This is a genomic window from Nocardia sp. NPDC051990, assembly GCF_040680755.1.
Taxonomy (GTDB): Bacteria; Actinomycetota; Actinomycetes; order Mycobacteriales; family Mycobacteriaceae; genus Nocardia.
Window position 1 is genome coordinate 253,417 of the sequence record NZ_JBFAXH010000008.1, and the last position, 23,245, is coordinate 276,661.

Here is a 23,245-nt window from a genome sequence, read left to right on the forward strand (position 1 = left end):
TCGATGTACACCGAGCATGACCGCGAGCGAATGGTGGTGGAGGGAGCCAAGACCGCCGGTCTCGGTCCGCCGCGCAGTGAGTTCGAAACAGGCCACCGCACCGAATTCGCCCGCGACCGCGCCCGGGTGCTGCACTCCGCCGCCCTGCGCAGACTCGCCGACAAAACCCAGGTCATGGGGCCGCGTGATGGTGACACCCCGCGCACCCGCTTGACCCATTCGATCGAGGTGGCCCAGATCGGGCGCAGCATTGCCGACGGTCTCGGCTGTGATCCGGATCTGGTCGACCTGGCCGGATTGGCGCACGATATCGGCCATCCGCCCTACGGTCACAATGGTGAGCAGGCCCTCGATCTCTTCGCCGACGCGTACGGCGGATTCGAGGGCAATGCGCAGAATCTGCGCATCCTCACGCGGCTGGAACCGAAGGTTCTGGATGCGGACGGCACCAGCGCGGGCTTGAATCTTACCCGTGCCGCACTCGACGCAGCCATCAAATACCCTTGGGGCAGAACAGGTTCGGGCACCAAATTCGGTGCCTACGATATCGATCTGGATCGGCTGGAATGGGTGCGCAAGGATGCGCCGGACCAGCGCAAGAGCCTCGAATGCCAGATCATGGACTGGTCCGACGATGTCGCGTACTCGGTGCACGATGTAGAGGACGGCGTGATCGCCGGGCGCATCGAATTGCGGGCGCTAGCCGATCCGTCCGAACAGGCGGCACTCGCCGAACTCGGGCACGGCCAGCACCGGACGCTTTCGGTTGACGAACTCATCGGTGCAGCCCAGCGGCTTTCCGAACTGCCTGTCGTCGCCGAAGCCGCCTCTTATGACGGCACCCTCGCCAGTTCGGTCGCGTTGAAGCGCCTCACCAGCGAACTGGTCGGCCGTTTCGCCACGGCCGCGATCACGGCCACGCGGGCGGTCGCCGGTGGCGGGGCGTTGTCTCGATACGCCGCGGACCTCGAGATTCCACCGATCGTCGCCGCTGAGGTGGCGATGCTCAAGACCGTCGCCCTGCGGTACGTCATGTCCGACCTCCAGCACAAGCAGCGGCAGGCCGTACAGCGGGAGCGGATTCTGGCGGTCGCGCACCGACTGCTGGCGACGGCACCACACGGACTGGACCCGCTGCTGCTGCCGTGGTGGCACGCCGCCAGCGACGACACCGCGCGAGTTCGGGTAATCGTTGACCAGATCGCGTCGTACACCGAGAGTCGCCTGGAGCGGGTAGACGCGTGACCAGCCGCTGGGCGTGTCGAGGGCGGGCTAGCTTAGACTGACCGCCGTGGCCGGACGACTCCCAGATCGCGATATCGCGGCAATACGCGAACGCGTCCGGATCGAGGATGTGGTGGGGGAGTACGTCGCCTTGAAGCGAGCGGGCGCGGACTCCATGAAGGGCCTGTGCCCATTCCACGACGAGAAATCACCGTCGTTCCACGTGCGGCCCAACCACGGCCTGTACCACTGCTTCGGCTGCGGTGAGGGTGGTGACGTCTTCGCCTTCCTGCAGAAGGTCGAGCACGTCGGCTTTGTCGAGGCCGTCGAGCAACTCGCCGATCGGATCGGCTACCAGATCAACTACGAGGGTGGCGGCACCTCGGTGCAGCGTGACCGCGGCACCAGGGCCAGGTTGGTCGCCGCCAATGCCGCCGCACACGAGTTCTACATGGCCAGACTGCGCGAACCCGACGCCGAGGCGGCACGCAAGTATTTGACCGACCGCAACTTCGACGGCAATGTCGCCCAGCAATTTGGCTGCGGTTACGCCCCGGCGGGCTGGGATACGCTCACGAAACATCTGCTGCGCAAGGGTTTCGACTTCAAGGAACTCGAGGCGGCCGGGTTGTCGCGGCAGGGCCAGCGCGGCCCGATCGATCGCTTCCACCGGCGGCTGTTGTGGCCGATCCGCAATCTCGGCGGCGATGTCATCGGTTTCGGTGCGCGCAAGCTCTTCGACGACGACACCATGCCCGGAAAGTACATCAATACGCCGGAAACCTTGCTGTACAAGAAGTCTCAGGTGCTCTTCGGCCTGGATCACGCCAAGCGCGAGATCGCCAAGGGCCACCAGGCGGTAGTGGTCGAGGGCTACACCGATGTGATGGCCATGCATCTGGCCGGGGTGAAAACCGCCGTCGCATCCTGCGGCACCGCCTTCGGTGACGAGCATCTCGCACTGCTGCGCCGCCTGCTCATGGACGACAACTTCTGGCGCGGCGAAATCATCTACACCTTCGACGGTGACGCGGCCGGCCAGGCGGCGGCGCTGAAAGCCTTTGCGGGCGACCAGAAGTTGGCCGGGCAGACCTATATCGCCATCGCCCCGGACGGCCAGGACCCGTGCGAACTGCGCCAGCGCTCCGGCGACGGAGCCGTGCGCGACCTAGTGGCCCGGCGAACCCCGTTGTACGAGTTCGTGGTTCGTGGCTTGCTCGCCGACCACAACCTGGATACCGCCGAGGGCCAGGTGGAGGCGTTGCGCCGTGCGGTGCCGGTGGTGGCGCAGATCAAGGACAACGCGCTGCGCAAGGCGTACGCGACGAAACTGGCGGGCTGGGTCGGCTGGGACGATATCCAAACGATCGTGCGGCGGGTCGGTGAGGAAGCCAAGCACAATCGTAACGGTGGGCGTCCGGGCGGTCGTGGCCCAGCGGGTACACCGCAGCCCAGCGCGGTCGTTGCCGAGCATCCCGCCGCGCGCCCCAAGCCGAACGATCCGACGCTACTGCCGCAACGGCAAGCACTCGGTGCGGCACTGCAGTATCCGGCGATGGCCGGTGCGGTCTTCGATTCGATCGAGGTCGAGGCGTTCACGCATCCGGCCTATGCGGCCGTTCGGGCCATGATCGCCGAGGCGGGTGGCACCGCCTCCGGACTCGGCGGTGCGGAGTGGGTCAATGTCGTTTCCGACGGCACCGATGACCTGACCATGCGAGCGCTGGTTTCCGAGCTGTCCGGCGAACAGATGCCGGTGAAGTCCGCCAACGACATTCCCCGATTCGTCACCGGCGTGCTGGCTCGCGTCCAGGAAGCCTGGGTCGGCCGTCAGATCGCGGAGTTGAAGTCGAAGCTGCAGCGTGTGTCGTCGACCGAGCAGGCTGATGCGTATATGGCGTTGTTCGGTGATCTCGTTGCGTTGGAGCAGTACCGCAAGAGTTTGCTGACCCAGGCGATGGGGAATCACGACGACTTCACAGCGCACTGAGTAGCGCCGGAGTTCAGGTAGCCGCCGCGGCCGATTCGTCGGTTGCTTGAGCGTCGGTTTCGCGCATCCAGAGTTGCCGCGCTGACGGTCAGCCGCCGCGGTTAGCCGTGTACGTTGACGACGACCAAGTCCACTACCTCCGACTGTTGATCGGCAGACTTCTGGTCCGCGTCCCGCGAACTCAGCGCCGCAGTTGATCTTGTGGCACCAGAAGTGTGGTCCGCTCATCCAACGGCACCATCGGCTCCAACTTCGCCCGGGTGCTGAGCTTGTCCGACAGCCTCTGCCTACCCACGAGCACCAGCTTGCGAGTCACCGGACTCTCGGTCACAGCACGGGTAGCCGCACTGATCTGCTCATAACGACCCCGCCCTGCCTTCGTCCCGAGCACATAACCGGCCGCAATGCCGATGATCAACCGCAGCATCTCGTAGAGCTCCTCCCAAATTGCCTGTGCGCGCGGCTACTATCCTGCCCGACGCCCCGTACGTCTGTCGATCCGGATCCACCCGACCGCGCGCCGCTCCCAGACACGCCGAAGCCGCCGCATGTCTCCAGGTAGAGACGCGATTTGGGAACGTGCCAGCCCATGCGCTAGAGTTTCACCTCGGCCCGCCCAGTGCGGACGAGCCACCCAGGATAATCCCCTATAGCTCAATTGGCAGAGCAGCCGACTGTTAATCGGCAGGTTTCTGGTTCGAGTCCAGATGGGGGAGCTTTGACCAGGGCGAACGCATCAGTTCGACCCTGGTTTTGTCCGTTTCGGGGGCAACGACACGGAAACGACACGCTTTCAGCCGGATTGGCGTCCCAAGGTCGCCGTGAAGTCGGGCGGTCGGAGTCGTGCGGTGGCCGAGTTGTTGGGCTGCGGCTTGTTGGCTGTATTCGTCGGCAATGAGGATGCCACGGTCTTGCGGAAGGTCTTGGGCGTGACCCAAGCGAACTTCTTGCCGCGGGCTTGGCGCCACACGCGGTTGCACGGACCTCAGTCGGCGACATAGCGCAGCATCACCACGGTGTTGAAGTGCCTCGCCTCGGCCAATCGGAGCTGCATGCGCTTGTCCAGCAATGGAAAGAACGGTGTGCCGCCGCCGAGCACCACGGGCAAGAGGAACAGCTGGTACTCGTCGATGAGCCCGTGTGGCATCAGCGAGGCCGCGAGGCTCGCGCCACCGACCTCCATGACGCCATCGCCTCCAGCCTTGAGCCTGCGGACCTCCTCGACCGCGTTCTCGCTGATCAGCATGCTGTTCCAGTGGACCTCGGCGAGCGTCCTGGAGAAGACGACCTTCGGCTTCTCCGTCCAGAGCCTGCTGAACTCACGCTCGATGCGCGGCGCGTCCTCGGGCACGTGCGGCCAGTACTCGGCCATCAGCTCGTACAGGCGACGGCCGTGCAGCGAGACCTCGATCTCGCGGTAGCGGTCGTTGTGGAACTGGTGCAGCTCGTCGTCCGGGTTGGTCCAGTCGATGCTGCCGTCGCGGTCGTTGATGTAGCCGTCCAGGGACACGCTGAACCCGTAGATCAGTTTCCTCATGACCGGGTAGACGTCCTACGCGCTCGAAACTCATCGGCGCTCATCGGACTTCGGGCGCGTGACTTCGTGGCATCCGGCCACGGAAGCCTCCGCAAAAACCGTTGGCGGGCCGACGGCGAACACTGCTAACCTTCTGGAGGCCGTGCGAGAGAACGAGGAGGTGGTACCCGTGAACGCAGTATCTACATGGGTGCTCCCCTCTGGGGTCACGGTCGGGCGATAGGTCGTCCGGGAGCGCCGTTCAAGAGCACTCCCGAAAGGCACGACCATGCAATTCACTTCTGAACAGCGCCTCGACGACGGCGTCATCGAACGCGAATTCACCCTCGGCGAGATCCCCGGCATCCTGTGGACGCCGGGATCCGCATCCGCACCGGCGCCGCTGATCCTGGTCGGCCACCCCGGCGGACTGCGCCAGATGTACCCCCGACTGGTGGCCCGGGTCCGGCAGTCCGTGGCGGAGGGCTTCGCCGCGGCCACCATCGAGTTGCCCGGGAGCGGTGACCGGCCCCGTTCGGCTGCCGCCGAGCAGGCCCGCGCCGACCTGCGCCGGGCGCTAGAGGCTGGCGAGCCGGTCGAGGACGAGATCGTCGACCGGCTCGTCCTCCCGCTGGTCGACAAGGCGGTCCCGGAATGGCGGGCCGTCCTGGACGTCCTCCTTTCGCTGCCCGAGATCGGCGGCCCGGTCGGGTACTCGGGAGGGGTGATCTCCATCGGCGTCCGGCTGGCGGTGGTGGAGCCGCGCATCTCGGCCGCCCTTCTTTTCGCCGGGAGTTTCGTGCCCCGCACCATGTTCGAAGAGGCCCGGCAGGTCACCATTCCGCTGCAGGTCCTGCTGCAGTGGGACGACGAAGGAAACGATCGGCAGTCGGCCCTGGACCTGTTCGACGCCTTCGGCTCCAAGGAGAAGACGCTGCACGCCAATATGGGCGGGCACACCGGCGTCCCGCGGTTCGAGGGGGACGCCGGGAACCGGTTCTTCGCCCGGCACCTGAAGTGAGGCCGGGCTGTCCGGCCGGCAGCAGACGATAGGAGCTGTCAGCCAGGAGCGGCGAATCATTGGCCATCTACCGGTGCCTGAACAAGAAAGCCGAAGGCTATGCCGTCTACACCAATACCGTTCCAGCAGGCGCCTTTCGGGGTTACGGCCTCGGACAGGTGGTTTTCGCCATCGAGTCGGTCCTGGACGAGTTGCCCGACGACTCGGCATCGACCCGCTGAGGTTTCGTGAACTCGACATGATCGGCCCCGGCGAACCGATGATCACTGGACCGGTTCTGGTGGACCCGAGGGTGCGGCGGCGGCTCGACAGGTGTGGTCGCAGGAGTGATCCCTCAGCTCGGTATGCCTGAACGATGGTCCGTCAGTTTCCGAAGATCCCCAGCTGCGGGATCGATTCCGCCGGGCTGAACCTCACGGTTCGTTCTGTCGTGCCGTGCGGGGTGTGATGGGGATGTGCGTTTGCCACGGCCGTCGTGCACGATGTTTCAACCTGGTGAAGTGTATCGGCGGTTTCGCCGCGGCACAGTGATGTGAGGTTTGACGGCGAGATGAATGACGAAACCGAACCGATCCCGGCGGTTCCCCGGTCTGGTGGTCGTCATGCCCGGCACGCGCGCCCGGACATCCCTGCCGACGGGGTTCGCGGGAAATCGCCCCGCGCCGCAGACACCGCACGTTCGGACCGTGCGGCAGAGCGCGAGAGATCGGGCACCCGTGATTCGCGCGCCGGGCAGGCAAACGCGCGAATGGTGGCCCGCGGTGCCCAGGCAGTGGGTTCGGGTGGTGTTCGGAGCCCACGTGCGAAGGCTGCCGATATCGCCGATCGCCCCATCGACCAGCATGTGCCAGCGGCGCAACCCAACCGACGCGCCCGACGCGCCCAGGCCGTGCAGCCCCCATCGTGGCAGGTCCGGGCCGCACGGACCGCCGTCCGCCTAGTGGTGGCCGCCACCGCTGTGGTCGTCGTCTCGGGCACCGGATTCGCCTACTACACCGAGCGCGCCGTCGATGACGGGTTCGCCCGGTCCGAGGCCATCAGTTCCGAAGACGCCGCCGCGCTCGACGGCGATATGAACATCCTGCTCATCGGGCTGGACACCCGCAAAGACCGCAATGGCAACGACCTGCCCAAAGACGTCATGGATCAATTGCACGCGGGTGACGGCAGCGAGGGCGGCTACAACGCCAATTCGTTGATCCTGGTGCATATTCCGAAGGATCTGAAGAAGATCACCGCCTTCTCCATCCCCCGCGACGACTACGTCGCGGTCACCGGGATCCCCGGCTACGACCACGCCAAGATCAAGGAAGCCTACGGCCTGAAGAAGGCGTCGGTCGAGCAGAAGCTCGAGAATCAGGGCGTCAAGGACAAGGTCGAACTGGAACGCCGGGGCCGAGAGGCCGGCCGCGAGTCCATCGTGCAAACGGTGAAGGCACTGACCGGGGTGCCGATCAACCGGTTCGCCGAGGTCTCCCTCGTCGGTTTCTACGACCTGGCCAACATTCTCGGCGGTGTCGATGTGTGTCTCAACCACGCCGTCAACGACGAGTACTACTCCGGCGCGGTGTTCCCGGCCGGACCCCAGCACCTCGATGCTGCCAACGCGCTGTCGTTCGTGCGGCAACGCCACGAGCTCGACAACGGCGACCTCGACCGCACCCACCGTCAGCAGGCGTTCCTCACCTCGGTCGCCAAACAACTCAAAGAGTCCGGCACCCTCGCCAATGTCGGCAAAATGCAGCAACTGATCAACGCCGCACAGAACGATGTGGTGCTCTCCCAAGGCTGGAACGTTCTCGACTTCGCGAAGACCATGGGCAAGGCCGGTTCGATTCCGATCGAATTCCAGACCCTGCCGGTGCAGGGATACCAGACCATCGGCGGCCAAGAGGTCAATATCGTCGACCCGGCCGCGATCAAGAAGATGGTGCGCACCGCGTTCGGAGTGCAGGCCGCCACTCCTAGCACCCCCAAGACCACGCCCACCAGCACCGTCGACGTTGTCAACGCCGGCGCAGCGACGGGTATGGCCGGCAAAGTATCGACAGTGTTGGCCGACAAGGGATTCCAGCAAGGCATCATCGGCAACGCTGCCTACACCGATGGTTCCAGCTCGGTCGTCTACTACGGCACCGGCGCTGACACCGACGCTACCGAGGCCGCGGACCTACTCGGCGGGCTACCAACGGCCGCCGCCAAGAACCTCGACTCCGGCCACATCAAGATCGTGATCGGTGCCGACTTCACCATGCCCGATGAATCGAGTTCCAGCACATCACCATCGACCGCCACTCCGACCGGCACGGGCTCGCTCGCCACCTCCACACCCGCCGACGAAGCACCCGACTCCGGCAAACCTGTCACCACCAGCATCGGATCCGACATCCCCTGCGTCGACTGACCGGCCGGGCATGCAAGCCCCGACCCTCGACAGGACAGCGCATGGCCATCACGTATCTGGAATCGGTCGTCGGGGCACTGCAAGGGTGAGCGAGCTCTTCCCGTTGCGCGGCTGATACCCCCACCCGCCGTACCTCCGCCACCAGAGACGCGGCGTGCGATCGTCAGTGCGCCGCGCCATGGTCGTACTTCATCGCGATCTCTGGCGAGTCGGGCACTTGCCAGCAGGAGGATTCAGATGTTGACGCCGTGGTCGCGGGCGATGCCCGCCAGCCCCGAGGCATAGCCCTGGCCGATGGCGCGGAACTTCCACTCGTCGCCGTGCCGGTAGAGTTCGCCGAACACCAGCGCGGTCTCGGTTGCGGCGTCCTCGGTGAGGTCGAATCGTGCCAGCTCGGTACCGGTGCTGCGGTCCACCACCCGGATATAGGCGTTGCGGACCTGCCCGAACGACTGGCCACGGATGTCGGCCTCGTGAATGGAAACGGGGAAGAAGATGCTCGTGATCGTTGGCGGCGTCGCCGCGAGGTCGACATTGATCACTTCGCCGGTCGGATTGTCGCCGGTGTGTTCGATGCTGCCTTCGGGGGAGCGCCGATTGTTGTAGAAGACGAAATGCCGATCCGAGAGCACTTTGTGGTCCGCTCCGCATGCCAGCGCGCTGGCGTCGAGGTCGAAATCGGCGCCGGTGGTGGCCCGCACCTCCCAGCCCAGCCCGACCGCCACCTGGGTGAGGTTCGGGGCCTGCTTCGACAGCGATACGGTGCCGCCCTTGGTCGAGGTGGCCCCCACCGTGAATCCTTGCTTCTCCCAACGAAACAACGTCACAGGCCACCCGCTGCGACCAGCAGGTGGCATAAACGACCCTGATAGCGCTGGCCCCAACCCCGGATCCGGTGTGCCGCCACCACCATTGTCGCGCGGGAGTTCGAAAATGTGGTCGCGCGCAACTACCCGCCGACCAGCAGCACCTGAAGCGGTGGATCCGGGGACGGTAGGCGAGGGTCCGCGGACGCCAGGCACGTCGGAGAAGTCGATGTGGTCGAACTGCTCGGCGATGCGGATGATGCGCCGCTGCAATGCGAGCAATTCGACCAGGTCCCGGTTCACCGCCCGGCCTCGAGCTGCGGCGGTGTCCGCCGCCCCGACGGCTTCGGCGTGGGCGTCGAACACCGAGGCGCGTAACCGGGCCGACACGCTCGCCACAGCCGGCGTCGACCCGGGTTCCCCCTCCGTGATCGTCACACTAGTACACTAGCGGGGACCGGGCCGGCATTCGAATCTCCCAGGTATGTGTCTGCGCCGCAATCGATCTCGCGCAGGGTTGCCTCGCTGACGCCATACTGCGCGGTCGCCGAAAGCTCGGGCCGGTACTGCGTACGCGCGGTTCACACCGCGATCGGATGCCCGCGCGCGTGCGCGAAGATCGAAGTACCGCACCATATGTACGGCTCACACTGGAGGTCATGGACTTTCTGCTATCGGTCATCGGTGTGGGGGGTGCGCTGGTCATCGCCGGCGCAGCCTGGATGGCCTTTCTCCTGCTCCGCGGCCGGAAATAACCCAACCGGCCCCGCAACGGCCAAGACAGCTGAGAAAACACACTGCGGCCCAATGGATTCGCTGGGCGACAGACCCGAGCGTCCTGCATCGCGTCGCGTACGAAGTCACCGTGGGTTGCGGAATCGGCCCGGGTGCGGTAAAGCTTCACCGGGGTGTTTGGTGTGGAACCCTCTGCCGAGTGCGTGGAGTTTCCAGTCCCCGTCGACCGGATCACTCTCGCCATCGCGATCGCGGTGAACGGCATCTCACCGGCCATGGTGTATCGGGCCAGTGCGACGTCGGTGCTGCTTTCGACAAGTTTCATCGAGGTTTCACCTTGTCTGCGGGCATTGCGCTTGCGCACCGATGCTGTCATGCCACCGATATGCCCGCATCCGGCGCTCTGGGACTTATCCTGTGCACGTGACAGGGAAACCTGCGCTCTCGATGCGACCGTTCCGGCGGTGGTGGATGCTGCTGGCCGTCGGTGCTGTGCTGGCGGCCGGTGGGGCCGCCACCCGGCCGTTCAGCTGGCCGGCAACCGTGCTGGTGGTGGTGCCGGGGGTCGTGGTGTCGCTGTTGGCCTTCCGTGTGCGGCCCGAGCGCATTTCACGCACCGCCCGGCTGCGGCGCGGAGTGGCTGTCTGGTCGACGCTGTTGGTCATTGCGTCGGCGTGGGAAATGTATGCCTTTGTTCGGCAACCGGATTGGACGCGGGCGAGTGACCTGCATCCGACCTTGTCGACGCTGCTGGATCCGGCACTCGAGCAGTGGCCGCTGCGGTTCGCTGGATGGCTGGTGTGGCTGGGGGTCGGCTGGTGGCTGGTGTCGAGATGAGCGATCGGGTGATCGTCATCGTCGGGTTCGTGCTGGTGCTGGTGGTTACGCTCGGTGTGGTCGTGGTCACGCATGTGCGCCGGGATCTCGTCGCGCCCGTGGGTGAAACGATCGCGTACCTCACGCGCACTCGGGTGGGGAGGATTGCCGCTGTGCTCGTGTGGGCATGGGCCGGCTGGCACTTTCTCGCGCGGTAGGCGAGGAGGAGAGATCCGCCAGCAGTACGAGAACACCTACATCTGGCTGACCAGCCGCCGCCGGCGGCGAACTCGGCCTGGTATCGGGGTATTGGCCGGCACGGTGGACACTGAGCGCCTACGCTGGTGGATGTCGTTGTAGTCCAAGGCATCACGATGCCTCGACGGAACCGGAGTACCGGGTGGACGCCAGAATTATCGGTACCGTGATGCCGGTTCTCGAAGTTTCTCTCATTCCGGGGGAGGGCCTGGTCGCCGAGGCTGGGCAGTTGTCGTGGATGACCGATTCGATCCGGCTGCATACCTCGTCTCGGCTGTCGAGTTCGGGCGGGCTCTTGGGGGCGGTCAAGCGTGCCGCCGCTGGGGCGGGCTGGTATATGACCGAATACACCTCGTCCAAATATCCGGGTCGGGTCGCGTTTGCGGCGAAACTGCCCGGCCAAATCCTGCCCATTGGGCTGGAGCCCGGTATCGAGTACCTGGTGCATCGGCACGGGTTCCTGTGTGGCACCAGCGATGTGCGCGTCACGTTGAGCTTTCAACGCCGTCTCGGGGCCGGTATCTTCGGTGGTGCCGGATTCACCCTGCAGCGTTTGAGCGGCGCCGGGCAAGCCTGGGTCGAGTTGTCCGGCGAAGTTGTGCAATACACCCTGGCGGCCGGTGAAACGCTGCGGGTGCATCCTGGCCACGTCGGAATGTTCGACGCGACGGTCGGATTCGATATCACCCTGTTGCGTGGCATCCGCAACATTCTCTTCGGCGGCGACGGCCTGTTCCTGGCGGCGCTCACCGGTCCCGGACGCGTCTGGCTGCAATCACTGACCATCAGCAACCTCGCCCACGCCCTGACTCCGTATCTCCCACAGCCCAACCCGAACTGACCCGCTGATTCGTTGTTTCAACGCGAGAAGGGTTCGAGGCGTCGGAGCCGAAATCAATCGACAGGGGGATCACGTCTCACATCATGTTCGGTGGCGTGATCGAGGCCCTTCAATTCTCATGTTGTCGTCCGGCCCCGGCCTGGGGAGGCCGGGGTGAGGACTACGGGTGAGTGAGGTTGGTCAGTAGAGGTCTTTGGCGAGTACCGGCCAGGATTGCTTGAGGTCGTCTTGCCAGTAGCCCCAGGTGTGGGTGCCGGTGGCCGGGAGGTCGAATGTGGCGGGAATTCCCAACTCGTTCAAGCGGTTTTGGAGGTTATGTGAGCAGGCGCTCATCGCGGCCTCGATGATGCCGCCCATGACGACGTGGTTGGCCACGCTGATCGGGTTGTATTTGTCGTCGCCCATGATGAACGGGTTGCCGGGGGCGTCGTGCTCGCCGGGCAGACCGCCGCCCGCCGAAACCCAGATGTTCGTTCCGCGCAGTTTGTCGGCGTTCAGGACCGGATCATTCGCCTTCCAGAGTGGATTGTCGGCGGGTCCCCACATATTGTCCGGGTTACCGCCGCCCCACGTTTCGACGGTGGTCTGCACGAACTTCTGGCCGACCGGATCGCTGGTCTGCGCACAGCCGCTGTAGGCGCCGACATTCTGGAACAGGCCGGGCTTGGTCATCGCCAGCATCAAGACCGATGTCCCGGCCATCGAGTAGCCCGCAATCGAGTTCTTGCCGTTGGTGCCGAGTGCCGCATCGATGATCGGTGGCAGTTCCTCGGTGTAGAAGGTCTGCCATTTGTTGACACCGAGTACCGGGTCGGGAGCGCGCCAGTCGGCGAAGTAGCTCCACCGGCCACCGATCAGCTCGACGACGTTGATGTTCTTGTCGCCGAGGAATTCCTTGACGTCGGTCTTCTGCTCCCATGAGGCGTCACCGTCGACGCCGCCGCCGCCGCCGTTGACCAAATACAGCGTCGGGCGCGGGATCGAGTTGTCCGCGGGCAGATCCACCAGGACCGGGAACGTCCGATCCATGGCCGCGGAGTGCACGTCCAGTTGCAGCTTGCGGTCGCCGCGGGTCGTCACCTTCTCGATGTAGGACCCGTCCGGTGCCTTGGCCGCGCTGTTGATCGGCGCGGCCGAGGCCACTGGGGCCACCAGGCTAACGCCCGTGCCGACGACCGTCGCAGCGGCGGCCGCCACTGCGAGAACTCTGAATCGCATACCGCGTCTCTCCTGAAAATCGCATTCGCGCAATGTTCGGACCTCTTGGTAATCCACCAAGCTGGCAAATCGTTACAAAGATAGATCGAATCCGACGCCGGATACAGCCGGAAGCCCCCAGTCTCTGGGGAGCGCTGGATGGTATGGTCACCGACCTCCGCCGACCGAAGTCTTTCGAACCCCTGCTGGGGCCGCCCGAGGAACGGCACGCTTCAGGGGGAATCAACTGGATTCAACGGGATTTGTTGCGTGAAGTCGCATCTTTTCCAGCACGAGATGATCTTGGCAGTCGTCAACGATGGCTCGAGCGGCATTTCGACGCAGGCGGACATTCGCTGGGCCGCGCACTATTTGTGCCGAACTTCACTACCCGGTAGCGACGACCCGAGCACAGTGGTGGCGAGTCGGCGCCCGACAACGACCGGGTGCGGCGTTTCGCGCGCTACGGGCTTGCGACCGGGGACAGGCAGCTGGCCGGTGGGTCGACGAACACACAGATCGCTGGGCCGCGGGTGGGACGGTAGCCGGCGGGGAGGCCGCCAGCGGCGACGATCTGGGTGTAGGTGCCGACCGCGTCGGTCGGGCGGCGGGTGAGGGTCGGGTCGGTACGCACGTCGACGGTGTAGAGGCCGAATCGTGGTGTGTAGCTGCCCCATTCGTAGTTGTCGGTGAGGCTCCAGTAGTTGTAGCCGATGACGTTCATGCCGTCGGCCTTGGCACGCTGGATCCAGTAGACGGTGTCACGAAGGTGATCGCTGCGGGTGTAACCGTCGCCGCGGGGAATGCCGTTTTCGGTGGCCATGCCATTCTCGACGATGAAGAGCGGTTTGCTCGGAAAACGGCGCGAATAGTATTGCAGCGCGTAGTAGATGCCCTCGGTGCGCACCGGCAGCTCCCAGATGCGCTGTCCGGGCAGCTCCGGCATCGCCGATCCGATGGCCCGGGTGATGGAACTCAGCAGCGGCTGCACCGGATCGTAGGCGAAGTAGTAATCGACGCCCACGTAGTCGAGCCGGTCCGCGATGCGATCGACGAACGCGCCGTTGACCTGAGCCTCCGAGCCGGCCACATAGCCGACGTTGCTGGTCACCTGGGCTTCGGGCTGGACCTGGTGGATGTAGTCGTAGATGGCGTTGTGGGCCTGTGCGACCCGATCGAGCATCTCGGCCGCGTTGGCCGCGCCTCTGCTGGTCTCGTGCACGATGTAGGCGACCGGCTCGTTCACGGTGACCCACAGCGGATTTCGGGATGCGTAGCGGTCGACGATCGTTCGCATATTGGCCAGCCAATCCTCGACCATGCCCGGGTTGCGCCAGCCGCCACGATCGGCGGCCCAGCCGGGATAGACCCAGTGGTCCAGGGTGATCATCGGTCGCATCCCGGCCTGCACGATCTTTGCGATCACCGCGTCGTAGAAACGGAATGCGGCGCCATCCCAGGTGCCCGGTGCGGGCTGTACCCGAGCCCATTCGATCCCGATCCGGAACACCCGCACGCCCAGCGCGGCGGCCAGGTCGATGTCAGAGGCGTATCGGTCGTAGAAGTCGACCGAATCCTGCAGTGCATCGGCACCGGAGTTCGCGATGTATCGCGTCCAGTTACTGTCGGGCGCGTGGCCTTCGGACTGGAATCCTGAGGACGCGACGCCCCAGAGGAAATCCGAGTCCAGCGCCGGTATGGCGGCTTCCGACCGGATCGGCGGGACCGCCGAGGAGTGCGTGCACAGCAGCAATGTCGACGCCGCGGCCGCGAGCGCGGCCAGGACGGGGCGTTGGAATCGAGATCGCATCAAATGAGAGTAACTCGATCGCTGGCGGCGATGGACAGATCAGGAATGTTGGGCGGCAAACTGTTTCGCATACCGTCCGGCTCAGCACTGCCGAGGTAGTCCAATGATGAATTCAGGACTGTCGCAACATGATCCGTTCATCGGTCGGCGGGCCACATCCAGTGGCGCGCCTATCGATGTCGTCGAGCTGTTCGCGCCCGGATAGTTTGCGTACCAGTCGAACTCATGACGCGCTGCAAGGCCGCGGCGCGTCCGAATGGCTGGCTGAGCCGGGTTGCCGAAGACCATTGGATTTCGGATTCGGATGCCGATCTGGATAAAGGCGACGTGGTCACCAGCACGCCGACCAGCGTTCACGACATAGCAGCATCATGAGCGAGCAGTGGCTTCCGTCGATCACACGAGATTCGTTGCACACCAAAGGATTACGGATGCGATGGCATCGACTGACCACCGGGCGAACATTCTGGTTCGGTTATTCACCTGTGATGATACGGGCCGGCGCCCTGACTGTCGTAGAGTTCGGTTGAGGGGATCATCGCCGAGCGTGGGTACGGAAGTCGATATGGGAGGCCTCGATCGAAACATCACAAGCTCATGATGGGCAGGCCAAGGGCGGACAAGACGCCGCCACGGCGCCAGGTTCCCTGATCCTGACGGGGACAGTCGTTGGTGTTGGGCTTCTCTTGTACGTCTACCTCGACTGGGCTCCGTTCGTTGGGAACTCGACCGGTCCGGATCGGCTTGTAGTCCTGGTGATCGGCGGGATTCTGCTGGGTGTTTCCCTGCTGGGGTGGGCGATCAAGACGCTGTATCTGCTCGGCCGAGAGCACCGATGGTCCTGGAAAGTCGCCGCAGTGCCGGTGGTTGTGGTGGCGGGGCTGGTGACCGGGTTGATCTTTCGGCCCGCGAGCTTCGGCTCCGCACGTCCGGAAATGGAAGACGTCGCGGTCGAGATGCTGCGCGAGGATGGGCCGAATAACGTGCGGGATCGTGAAACGTCACCGCACAGCGCCCATCTGTACGGCCATCACTCGATAGTCGGCAATGGCGGTGCTGCGTTCGGAGCCGAAAGCGATCAGGAATCGAGAAGCGCTGGTTACCGGGCAGAAAATATCGTTGTTGCCATGAACATCACCATGGACCAGGCCATCGAATCCGTCATCCTCGAGGTGCCCGACACCGAAGTGGCACAGGCCTTCTACGCGGCCGCGTTCGGTCTCGGCGACAAGGTGCGCGTGCGCGCCTCGGAGGTGCCGACGACCGGCTTTCGAGGCTTCATCCTGTCGCTCGTGGTGTCGCAGCCGAGTACCGTCGACAGCCTCATCGGCACCGCTGTCCAGGCGGGCGCGACGACATTGAAGCCCGCCAAGAAGAGTTTCTGGGGCTACGGCGGCGTCGTCCAGGCTCCGGATGGGGCGATCTGGAAGATCGCGACATCGGCGAAGAAGGACACCGGTCCGGCCACCCGCGAGATCGATGATTTCGTGGTCCTGCTCGGGGTCGACAATGTCAAGGCGACCAAGCAGTTCTACGTCGATCGCGGTTTGACCGTGGCGAAGAGTTTCGGCAGTAAGTACGTCGAGTTCGACGCTGCGCCGTCCTCGGTGAAGCTCGCGCTCTATGGTCGCCGGGCCGCCGCCAAGGATGCGGGCGTTCCCGCGGAAGGCACCGGATCGCATCGGATCGTCATCGGCGGCGGTATCGGGCCCTGCACCGACCTCGATGGGTTCGCGTGGGACGTTCCCTCGGCCTGAGTCGGGCGCGTCCTCACTTGGCGTCCCAGTAGCACTCCACCACCGCTGTCGTGAACGGGAATCGCACCGGTGTCGGTCCGAAGGTGATCCGGCCCGCATTCTCAGCCGCGGTCGCGATCATTTCGGCGACTGTCGGAGCTTCCTCGGCTGGGCAGTGCACGATGACCTCGTCGTGCTGGAAGAAGACCAGTTCGGCGCGGAGCCCGGCGTGCGTCATCGCATGACGCACGCCCGCCAATAGCAGCAGGGCCCAGTCGGCGGCACTGCCCTGCACCACGAAGTTCCGGGTGAAGCGGCCGCGAGCGCGCGTCGCGGAGGTGGTGCCATACCCGTCCGCCTCGTCCGGCGGTGCGATGGAGGCCGGTGGACAGGTGCGCCCCAACCAAGTGCGCACCAAACGGCCTTCCGCACCGGCGTGAGCAGCGTCGTCGACAAAAGCCACCGCGGCCGGATAACGTCGGCGCAGTTCGGCCATGTGGGTCAGGGCATCGCCGGAGGTCTGGCCGTAAATGGCGCCCAGCAGGGCGATTTTGGCCTGGGCGCGGTCGCCGCCGAAGACACTTTCCGCCAGTGCGGCGTACAGGTCGTCGCCGCGACCGGCCGCCGCCATCAAGCCCGGGTCGCGGGAGACAGCGGCAAGTACTCGCGGTTCCATCTGGTCGGCGTCGGCGACCACCAGACGCCATCCCGGATCCGCGCGTATCGCTTGCCGGATCACCTTGGGAATCTGCAGGGCTCCGCCACCATTGGTGGTCCAGCGGCCGGAAACCGTACCGCCAGGCAGGTACTCGGGGCGAAAGCGGCCGCCATGTACCCACTGCTCGAGCCAGGACCAGCCATGGGCGGTGTACAAGCGGTACAGCGATTTGTAGGCCAGCAGTGGGGCTACCGCGGGGTGATCGATCCGTTGCAGCTCCCATTTTCGGGTGGAGGACAACGAGATCCCGACGCGGGCGAAGGCCCTGATGATGTCGTTGGGCAGGTCCGGCCGGACCCGCACCCCTGCACCGAAGGCGCGCGACACTTCGTCGGCCAACTCCGCCATCCGGCGCGGCTCCAGCCCGCCCGGAAAGCGTTCACCCAGTAGCTGGTCCAGCAGTTCGCGGTGGACGTCGGCGCGCCAAGGGATCCCGGTTCGGGACATCTCCGCGGCAACCAGCATGCCCGCCGATTCGGCGGCGAGGAGCAGTCGCATTCGCTCCGGATGTTCGGTCTTCGCCGTGCGGGTCAGCTGGCCCGCGTAGACCGCCAGCAGGGCGTCGAACTCGTCCGTGCCGGGTGGCAGTGGTACCGGACCCGATTCGAAGAGCGACGGTTGGGTCTCGGCGGCGCGTGCGGGCGCGTCCGGCGGGACGGGCAGGTTGTGCAGTCGCGCCCAAGCTGCCGCCAGCGAGCGGGCCTGGCCCGACTGGCCCTCCTCGTGGCCGATCAGCAGCGCCTCCGCGGCCTGCACGTCGTAGCACCGCTCGACCCGCACGCCCGCCGCCAGTAGCGGTCGGTAGATCTCCGCCGTGGATCGCCACACCCACCGCTCGACCTCGGGGCGTGTGCGCACCGCCTCGGCGAGCGAAGACTCGCGTAGCACCGGTCCGGCGGGCCGACCGTCCTGTTCGAGCGGACACAGACGTGCACCCCCGTCGTCTGTTTCCGCGATCGCCCATCTCACATCCCCGAGTCTTGCAGCGGCATCCGACATCCACGTCGAACCAGCGGTGCTCCGGGTGGCACTGGGTTGTTGACCGGAATGTCCAGCCGGTCGAACCGGGTGGCGACCTCCTCGGCCAGGGCGTGCGCTCCTGCGGGTGGACAGGTCGGCGGTGACCGCCACACAGTCGCCGTGCGTGGCCAGTTCGTCCGCCGGCGCGGTGATATCCGCGCTCGTTGGGAGGCGATGATCACCCGTGCGCCCGCCGGGAGCGGGCCACGCGCGGTCATGAAGCCGATGCCGCGGGACCCGCCTGTGCGGTCTTTCCCTGGATGTTGAACAGTCCGGTGGTCATTCAGCCGAATCAGCGCCCCGACTGTGCTGCCGCTGCGCGGCTGTCGAGCTGTGCCAGTAATAGCGGATGGCGCGGTGCGGTATCCGCGACGATGCTCGATCGGACGTGCAGCTGGTCATCGACATGTAGCAGTTCGCCGGGTGCGAGTACTCGCCAGCGTGGGTCCTCGTCGGTGCGCTCGCTGGCCACGATGACCGCGGGGAATTCGCGCAGGTGTGCACTGCGTGTTCGGATTCCGGCCCGTCCCGCCTGGTCCAGGTGTCGATTGCCCTGCGAGCCGCCTGCCACGCGTTCGAGGACGAAGAGATCGTGCGTGTCGGGGTATCGAAGTGCCCACAGGTCGGTAGCCGTGGTGAGCACCAGGTTGAGGGCGTAGACCGGCAGCCGGTCCGCGATCCACTTGACCGCGTCGGTGATGCCCGCGGTGACGTCGCCGTCGTGCCGGTCGGTGCGCTGGGTGATCAGGGCGAAGAATCGTTCGGAATCGGTGTCGCCGTGTACCAGATCGAAGTAGTCACCGAGTTCGGAGTCCAATTCGTCGAGGCCGTGCAGCACACCGTTGTGGGCGAACAGGCGCCCACGTTGTTCGAACGGGTGGGTGTTGCGGGGTTGCAGGCCGCCGGTGGTGGCGTAGCGGATGTGTGCGACGAATGTCATTGATTCGCGTTCGCGCGCCTCCCGAGCGAATTGAACGTCCTCGTACGCGGCGATCGGTTGTTTCTCCACCAGCGGTGCTCCGCTGGCGGTAAAGGTGCCGAGGCCGACGCCGTCGGGTTCGCGTCTGCTCTGGATCGACAGACTGTCCGGCGCATCCAACAACCAGAACGTGGCCCGCACTCGCCGCGGTGCGGCCGATAAACCGAACAAACGACACATGGGACTCCTGCCTGAGCGTTGTCCGCGTGTGATGAGTGTCCTGCGATCGTAGTCCCGGGTCGGCTGATCTTGCCTTCGGTCCGGAATTCCGGTCCGGCCAGTGGACCAGCGGGTTCAGGGTGCGGACGGGTGCGGCTGCTCGATAGGGAAGCGGCGCATCATATCGTGATCTCGACGTACGGCGCCGCGCGGGATGCCTGTAAACCGCGTGTGCGCAAGCGTTTTCGATTCTGGGGCACTGGTTATGTGAGAATGGAGCAACCTGAAAGATCAACTGGTGGAAGCTATTTCGGATGGCCGAGCACGCGAAACGCTAATGCGCGGGTGCGCGGTGGTGGGATACGTGCGTGTTTTGCGGACCTGTCGGTGCTGTGGATAACCGTCCAGTCGATGAGCAATCGAATTGACGGGTTCAGTTACGCCCGGTTGCCGGTGGGTGAGGTTGCGCTCAACGTTGGCATGGCCGGCGCGGGTAGGCCGGTTGTACTCCTGCACGGGTTCCCGCAAACCCATTTCGCCTGGCGGCATGTCGCCGTCGACCTCGCTCGGGATCACCTGGTGGTGTGCCCGGATCTGCGTGGCTACGGCGATAGCGACAAGCCCGTCGACGGTGCGGATGGCGGCACATACGCCAAGCGCTCGATGGCGGCCGACGTCATCGAGCCCGACATAGTCATCGAAGCGATACGCGACCTGATCGACTGACGCGCGGTAGTGCCGTTGATCGGTTGTGTGTCAAGGACGCTCGGGTGCGCAGATCGGGTCTTATGCCGATGCGAATAACGGTCTTGACGCGTGTGACAATAGGGGCGGTTGGTGATCACCCCTTCGTTCGATGGGAGCCACGCCGTGCACGATGACCGTCGGTTGATCGAAGACCGTCTCGGGCGGGTCCTGGCAGAGCGGATCATGCCGGCGATCTATCCGGAGTCGGTGCCGCTGCAAGCATCGATCTGGGTCGCGCCGGATGAGCCGGTACCGGTCGCCGAGGGTTTGGCCGCGCCACGCACACCCATCGAATCCGGTGCCAGGTGGGGTGCGCCGTGGGGGACCAGTTGGCTCACGGTCGAGGGCACGGTGCCTGCCGAGTGGGCGGGTAGAACCGTCGAGGCGATCATCGATCTCGGTTTCGACCGGAATATGACCGGATTTCAGTGCGAGGGATTGGTTTACCGGTCCGACGGATCGCCGGTGAAGGGTCTGCACCCGCGTAACCAGTGGGTGCGGGTGGCGTCCGCGGCGGTCGGCGGCGAGCACGTGCTGTTGCACGTCGAGGCGGCTTCGAATCCGATCATCCCCTTCTTTGCGCCGACCGCTCTCGGTGACAAGTCCACCGCTGGCGACCAGCCGCAATACCGGTTGGGCCGACTGGATCTCGCGGTTTTCGACGACGAGGTCTGGCAGCTGGTACAGGATTTGGAGGTACTCGGCGAGCTCATGCACGAGATGCCCGAGGAACCCGCTCGCCGCTACGACATCGTGCGTGCGATCGAGCGCGCGCTCGACGCCGTCGATCTGCAGAATGTGAACGTAACCGCCGCGGCGGCGCGGGCATGCCTGGTCGATGTGCTGGCCGAACCGGCAGTGCCGTCCGCACACACGATTTCTGCGGTCGGGCATGCGCACATCGACTCGGCGTGGCTGTGGCCGTTACGCGAGACGGTGCGCAAGGTCGCGCGTACGGCGTCGAATATGACCGCATTGCTGGCCGAGGAGCCCGAGTTCGTCTATGCGATGTCCCAAGCCGCACAGTACGACTTCATCAAGCGGCATCGTCCCGAGGTCTACGAGCGGGTCCGACAGGCGGTGGCGGAGGGGCGGTTTGTGCCCACCGGCGGTATGTGGGTCGAATCGGATACGAATATGCCGGGTTCGGAAGCGATGGCGCGCCAGTTCGTGCACGGTAAGCGGTTCTTTCTCACGGAATTCGGTGTCGAGAACGAAGAGGCATGGCTGCCCGATACTTTCGGGTTCGCCGCCGGGCTGCCGCAGATCATCAAGGCGGCCGGGTCGAAATGGCTACTGACACAGAAGATTTCGTGGAGTCAGGTCAACCGGTTTCCGCATCACACCTTCCTGTGGGAGGGGATCGATGGAACCCGGATCTTCACCCACTTTCCGCCGATCGATACCTACAACTGCTCGATGGACGGGCGTGAGATCGCCCATGCCGCACGGAATTTCAAGGACAAGGGCCGTGCGTCGATATCACTCGCGCCGACCGGCTGGGGTGACGGCGGTGGCGGCACGACGCGAGAGATGATCGCGAAGGCGGCCAGGATGGCCGATCTCGAGGGTTCGCCGAAAGTGTTGTGGGACTCTCCATCCGGCTTCTTCGCCAGGGCCGAGGCCGAATACGAGAACCCTCCGGTGTGGGTGGGGGAGCTGTACCTGGAGTTGCACCGTGGCACGTTGACAAGTCAGGCGAAGACCAAGCAGGGCAACCGGCGTAGTGAGAACCTGCTGCGCGAGGCCGAGCTGTGGGCCGCGACCGCGGCGGTGCGGAAGAACCTCGAGTACCCGTACGCGGCATTGGACCGGATCTGGAAGGCGGTGCTGCTGAACCAGTTTCACGACATTTTGCCCGGCTCGTCGATCGCATGGGTGTACCGGGAGGCGGAGCAGACATATGCGGCGGTGGCCGCGGAATTGACGGCAATCATCGAGCGGGCGCAATGGGTGCTCGGCGGTGCGCGGGTGGGGCCGAATATGTTCAATTCGACGCCGCACACCTGGCGATCGGTTCCGGCCGGTGCGGCGGCCGGGGTGGATTCGGGCGGTTCGTGCTCGGTGAGCGAGCGCGCGGGGGGCGGGTTCGTCCTCGACAACGGTCTGCTACGGGTCGAAGTGGACGCGCGCGGCCTCGTCGTCTCGCTGTTCGACCTCGCGCATCGGCGCGAGACGCTGCCACCGGGTTCGGCCGCGAATCTGTTGCAGCTGCACCCGGATCTCCCGAACTCTTGGGATGCGTGGGATGTCGATCTCTTCTACCGAAACCGGGTCACTGACCTGATCGAAGCGGAATTCGTCGCCGCAGAAACGGATTCGCAGGAGGCGGCCGTGGTGCGAGTCGGCCGCTCGTTCGGCTCTTCCAAGGTCGAGCAGACCCTGACATTGCGGGCTGGCGCACGTGGTCTGGAGATCGACACCACCGTCGACTGGTGCGAGACCGAGAAGTTCCTCAAACTTGCCTTCCCCCTGGATATCCACGCCGATCGCTATGCGTCCGAAACCCAGTTCGGGCACGTCTTCCGGCCGACCCACACCAACACCAGTTGGGAGTACGCGAAGTTCGAAGCATGCAATCATCGGTTCGTCCACTTCGCCGAGCCCGGCTGGGGTGTGGCGCTGGTCAACGACTCGACCTATGGTCACGACGTAACCCGCACCGTTCGAGCCGATGGCGGTACGACGACGACACTGCGGTTCTCGCTCCTGCGGGCACCGCGATTCCCGGATCCGGAGACCGACCACGGCACACATCACTTCCGGCACGCACTGGTCCCCAGCGCGTCGATCGGGGATGCGGTGCGTGCGGGCTATCGCATCAACCTCGGCACCTCGCGTCCGGGTGTCGCCGAACCCGTTGAGCCACTGTTCATTATCGACAACGACGCCGTGGTGACCAGTGCCGTCAAACTCGCGGACGACGGCAGCGGCGATGTCGTGCTCCGTGTCTACGAGGCCCACGGTGGCCGAGCCTCGGCGTCGGTGACCCCGGGCTTCGGCTTCGCCGGATTCCAGACCTGCGATCTGCTGGAACGACCGCTGCGAGACGACACCTCAGCTGCGCGGGAGGGCACGGGAATTCGCTTGCGGCTACGGCCATTCCAACTCGTCACACTTCGCTTCGCCACCGAATCGACGGCACCCGAATAGATCTCGCGCCCGCACTGCACGCGTCGGCGCCCGACGCGGTGGCCGCGGTGCTGGCGCATCCATCACCCGGGTCTGGGCCATCGCCCTGCTGGAGGGTGTGCGCGAGGGCGAGATG

At 65.1% G+C, this 23,245-nt stretch carries 18 protein-coding genes and 1 tRNA gene; 12 read left to right on the plus strand and 7 right to left on the minus strand.

Annotated features, from left to right (window positions below):
- Positions 1 to 3: 3 nt before the first annotated feature.
- Positions 4 to 1,245, plus strand: coding sequence for a deoxyguanosinetriphosphate triphosphohydrolase (locus AB0L63_RS18105; protein ID WP_364501693.1), 1,242 nt, complete (start codon positions 4 to 6; stop codon positions 1,243 to 1,245).
- Between the two features lie 46 nt (positions 1,246 to 1,291).
- Positions 1,292 to 3,214 (plus strand): DNA primase, encoded by a 1,923-nt coding sequence (gene dnaG, locus AB0L63_RS18110; protein WP_364501697.1) that lies wholly within the window; start codon positions 1,292 to 1,294, stop codon positions 3,212 to 3,214.
- Between the two features lie 181 nt (positions 3,215 to 3,395).
- Here dnaG and AB0L63_RS18115 read toward each other — a convergent pair whose 3' ends face one another.
- Positions 3,396 to 3,641, minus strand: a complete 246-nt coding sequence (locus tag AB0L63_RS18115; RefSeq protein ID WP_364501699.1) for a hypothetical protein — start codon at positions 3,639 to 3,641, stop codon at positions 3,396 to 3,398.
- Positions 3,642 to 3,857: 216 nt separating this feature from the next.
- Here AB0L63_RS18115 and AB0L63_RS18120 point away from each other — a divergent pair.
- Positions 3,858 to 3,930 (plus strand) — tRNA-Asn (locus tag AB0L63_RS18120).
- 269 nt (positions 3,931 to 4,199) lie between these two features.
- Here AB0L63_RS18120 and AB0L63_RS18125 read toward each other — a convergent pair.
- The gene (locus AB0L63_RS18125) at positions 4,200 to 4,751 is read right to left on the minus strand and encodes a dihydrofolate reductase family protein (protein ID WP_364501702.1); all 552 of its coding nucleotides are present in this window, start codon (positions 4,749 to 4,751) and stop codon (positions 4,200 to 4,202) included.
- Between the two features lie 268 nt (positions 4,752 to 5,019).
- Between AB0L63_RS18125 and AB0L63_RS18130 the strand changes: the two genes are divergently transcribed.
- The 3 genes from AB0L63_RS18130 (at position 5,020) to AB0L63_RS18140 (ending at position 8,155) form a co-directional block, all read left to right on the plus strand.
- Positions 5,020 to 5,751 carry an alpha/beta hydrolase gene (locus AB0L63_RS18130; RefSeq protein ID WP_364501705.1) on the plus strand — a complete coding sequence of 244 codons (732 nt, stop codon included), beginning with the start codon at positions 5,020 to 5,022 and terminating at the stop codon, positions 5,749 to 5,751.
- Positions 5,752 to 5,810: 59 nt separating this feature from the next.
- The gene (locus AB0L63_RS18135) at positions 5,811 to 5,972 is read left to right on the plus strand and encodes a molybdopterin cofactor-binding domain-containing protein (protein WP_364501708.1); all 162 of its coding nucleotides are present in this window, start codon (positions 5,811 to 5,813) and stop codon (positions 5,970 to 5,972) included.
- A gap of 668 nt (positions 5,973 to 6,640) precedes the next feature.
- The gene (locus tag AB0L63_RS18140; protein ID WP_364501710.1) at positions 6,641 to 8,155 is read left to right on the plus strand and encodes an LCP family protein; all 1,515 of its coding nucleotides are present in this window, start codon (positions 6,641 to 6,643) and stop codon (positions 8,153 to 8,155) included.
- Positions 8,156 to 8,388: 233 nt separating this feature from the next.
- Here AB0L63_RS18140 and AB0L63_RS18145 read toward each other — a convergent pair whose 3' ends face one another.
- Positions 8,389 to 8,946 (minus strand): TerD family protein, encoded by a 558-nt coding sequence (locus tag AB0L63_RS18145; RefSeq protein WP_364501902.1) that lies wholly within the window; start codon positions 8,944 to 8,946, stop codon positions 8,389 to 8,391.
- Between the two features lie 1,173 nt (positions 8,947 to 10,119).
- Between AB0L63_RS18145 and AB0L63_RS18150 the strand changes: the two genes are divergently transcribed.
- From AB0L63_RS18150 to AB0L63_RS18160, 3 genes are all read left to right on the plus strand, one after another.
- Positions 10,120 to 10,533: a hypothetical protein gene (locus AB0L63_RS18150; RefSeq protein ID WP_364501713.1), complete on the plus strand. Its 414-nt coding sequence runs from the start codon at positions 10,120 to 10,122 to the stop codon at positions 10,531 to 10,533.
- A gap of 8 nt (positions 10,534 to 10,541) precedes the next feature.
- A complete protein-coding gene (locus AB0L63_RS18155) occupies positions 10,542 to 10,730 on the plus strand; it encodes a DUF6186 family protein (protein WP_364501716.1) in 189 nt (62 codons plus the stop codon).
- Positions 10,731 to 10,912: 182 nt separating this feature from the next.
- On the plus strand, positions 10,913 to 11,611 hold the full coding sequence (locus AB0L63_RS18160; RefSeq protein WP_364501718.1) for an AIM24 family protein: 699 nt from the start codon (positions 10,913 to 10,915) through the stop codon (positions 11,609 to 11,611).
- Positions 11,612 to 11,791: 180 nt separating this feature from the next.
- On the opposite strand, the gene AB0L63_RS18165 is transcribed toward AB0L63_RS18160, so the two are convergent.
- Both AB0L63_RS18165 and AB0L63_RS18170 read right to left on the minus strand, forming a co-directional pair.
- Positions 11,792 to 12,829 (minus strand): alpha/beta hydrolase family protein, encoded by a 1,038-nt coding sequence (locus AB0L63_RS18165; protein WP_364501721.1) that lies wholly within the window; start codon positions 12,827 to 12,829, stop codon positions 11,792 to 11,794.
- A gap of 442 nt (positions 12,830 to 13,271) precedes the next feature.
- Positions 13,272 to 14,618: a family 1 glycosylhydrolase gene (locus tag AB0L63_RS18170; RefSeq protein ID WP_364501724.1), complete on the minus strand. Its 1,347-nt coding sequence runs from the start codon at positions 14,616 to 14,618 to the stop codon at positions 13,272 to 13,274.
- 1,127 nt (positions 14,619 to 15,745) lie between these two features.
- On the opposite strand from AB0L63_RS18170, the gene AB0L63_RS18175 reads away from it, so the two are divergent.
- On the plus strand, positions 15,746 to 16,375 hold the full coding sequence (locus tag AB0L63_RS18175) for a glyoxalase (RefSeq protein ID WP_364501905.1): 630 nt from the start codon (positions 15,746 to 15,748) through the stop codon (positions 16,373 to 16,375).
- A gap of 13 nt (positions 16,376 to 16,388) precedes the next feature.
- Here AB0L63_RS18175 and AB0L63_RS18180 read toward each other — a convergent pair whose 3' ends face one another.
- Positions 16,389 to 18,041: a bifunctional 3'-5' exonuclease/DNA polymerase gene (locus tag AB0L63_RS18180; RefSeq protein ID WP_364501727.1), complete on the minus strand. Its 1,653-nt coding sequence runs from the start codon at positions 18,039 to 18,041 to the stop codon at positions 16,389 to 16,391.
- A 343-nt stretch (positions 18,042 to 18,384) separates the two neighbouring features.
- The gene (locus tag AB0L63_RS18185) at positions 18,385 to 19,251 is read right to left on the minus strand and encodes a class II glutamine amidotransferase (protein ID WP_364501730.1); all 867 of its coding nucleotides are present in this window, start codon (positions 19,249 to 19,251) and stop codon (positions 18,385 to 18,387) included.
- A 390-nt stretch (positions 19,252 to 19,641) separates the two neighbouring features.
- On the opposite strand from AB0L63_RS18185, the gene AB0L63_RS18190 reads away from it, so the two are divergent.
- Both AB0L63_RS18190 and AB0L63_RS18195 read left to right on the plus strand, forming a co-directional pair.
- Positions 19,642 to 19,956 (plus strand): alpha/beta fold hydrolase, encoded by a 315-nt coding sequence (locus AB0L63_RS18190; protein WP_364501733.1) that lies wholly within the window; start codon positions 19,642 to 19,644, stop codon positions 19,954 to 19,956.
- Between the two features lie 144 nt (positions 19,957 to 20,100).
- On the plus strand, positions 20,101 to 23,130 hold the full coding sequence (locus AB0L63_RS18195; RefSeq protein WP_364501908.1) for a glycoside hydrolase family 38 C-terminal domain-containing protein: 3,030 nt from the start codon (positions 20,101 to 20,103) through the stop codon (positions 23,128 to 23,130).
- Positions 23,131 to 23,245: the final 115 nt, after the last annotated feature.

Coding starts and splice junctions, on each gene's coding strand:
- AB0L63_RS18170 (WP_364501724.1), bottom strand. CDS start 14,618: ATGCGATCTCGATTCCAACGCCCCGTCCTGGCCGCGCTCGCGGCCGCG.
- AB0L63_RS18105 (WP_364501693.1), top strand. CDS start 4: ATGTACACCGAGCATGACCGCGAGCGAATGGTGGTGGAGGGAGCCAAG.
- AB0L63_RS18185 (WP_364501730.1), bottom strand. CDS start 19,251: ATGTGTCGTTTGTTCGGTTTATCGGCCGCACCGCGGCGAGTGCGGGCC.
- AB0L63_RS18165 (WP_364501721.1), bottom strand. CDS start 12,829: ATGCGATTCAGAGTTCTCGCAGTGGCGGCCGCCGCTGCGACGGTCGTC.
- AB0L63_RS18125 (WP_364501702.1), bottom strand. CDS start 4,751: ATGAGGAAACTGATCTACGGGTTCAGCGTGTCCCTGGACGGCTACATC.
- AB0L63_RS18175 (WP_364501905.1), top strand. CDS start 15,746: ATGAACATCACCATGGACCAGGCCATCGAATCCGTCATCCTCGAGGTG.
- AB0L63_RS18130 (WP_364501705.1), top strand. CDS start 5,020: ATGCAATTCACTTCTGAACAGCGCCTCGACGACGGCGTCATCGAACGC.
- AB0L63_RS18115 (WP_364501699.1), bottom strand. CDS start 3,641: ATGCTGCGGTTGATCATCGGCATTGCGGCCGGTTATGTGCTCGGGACG.
- AB0L63_RS18190 (WP_364501733.1), top strand. CDS start 19,642: ATGAGCAATCGAATTGACGGGTTCAGTTACGCCCGGTTGCCGGTGGGT.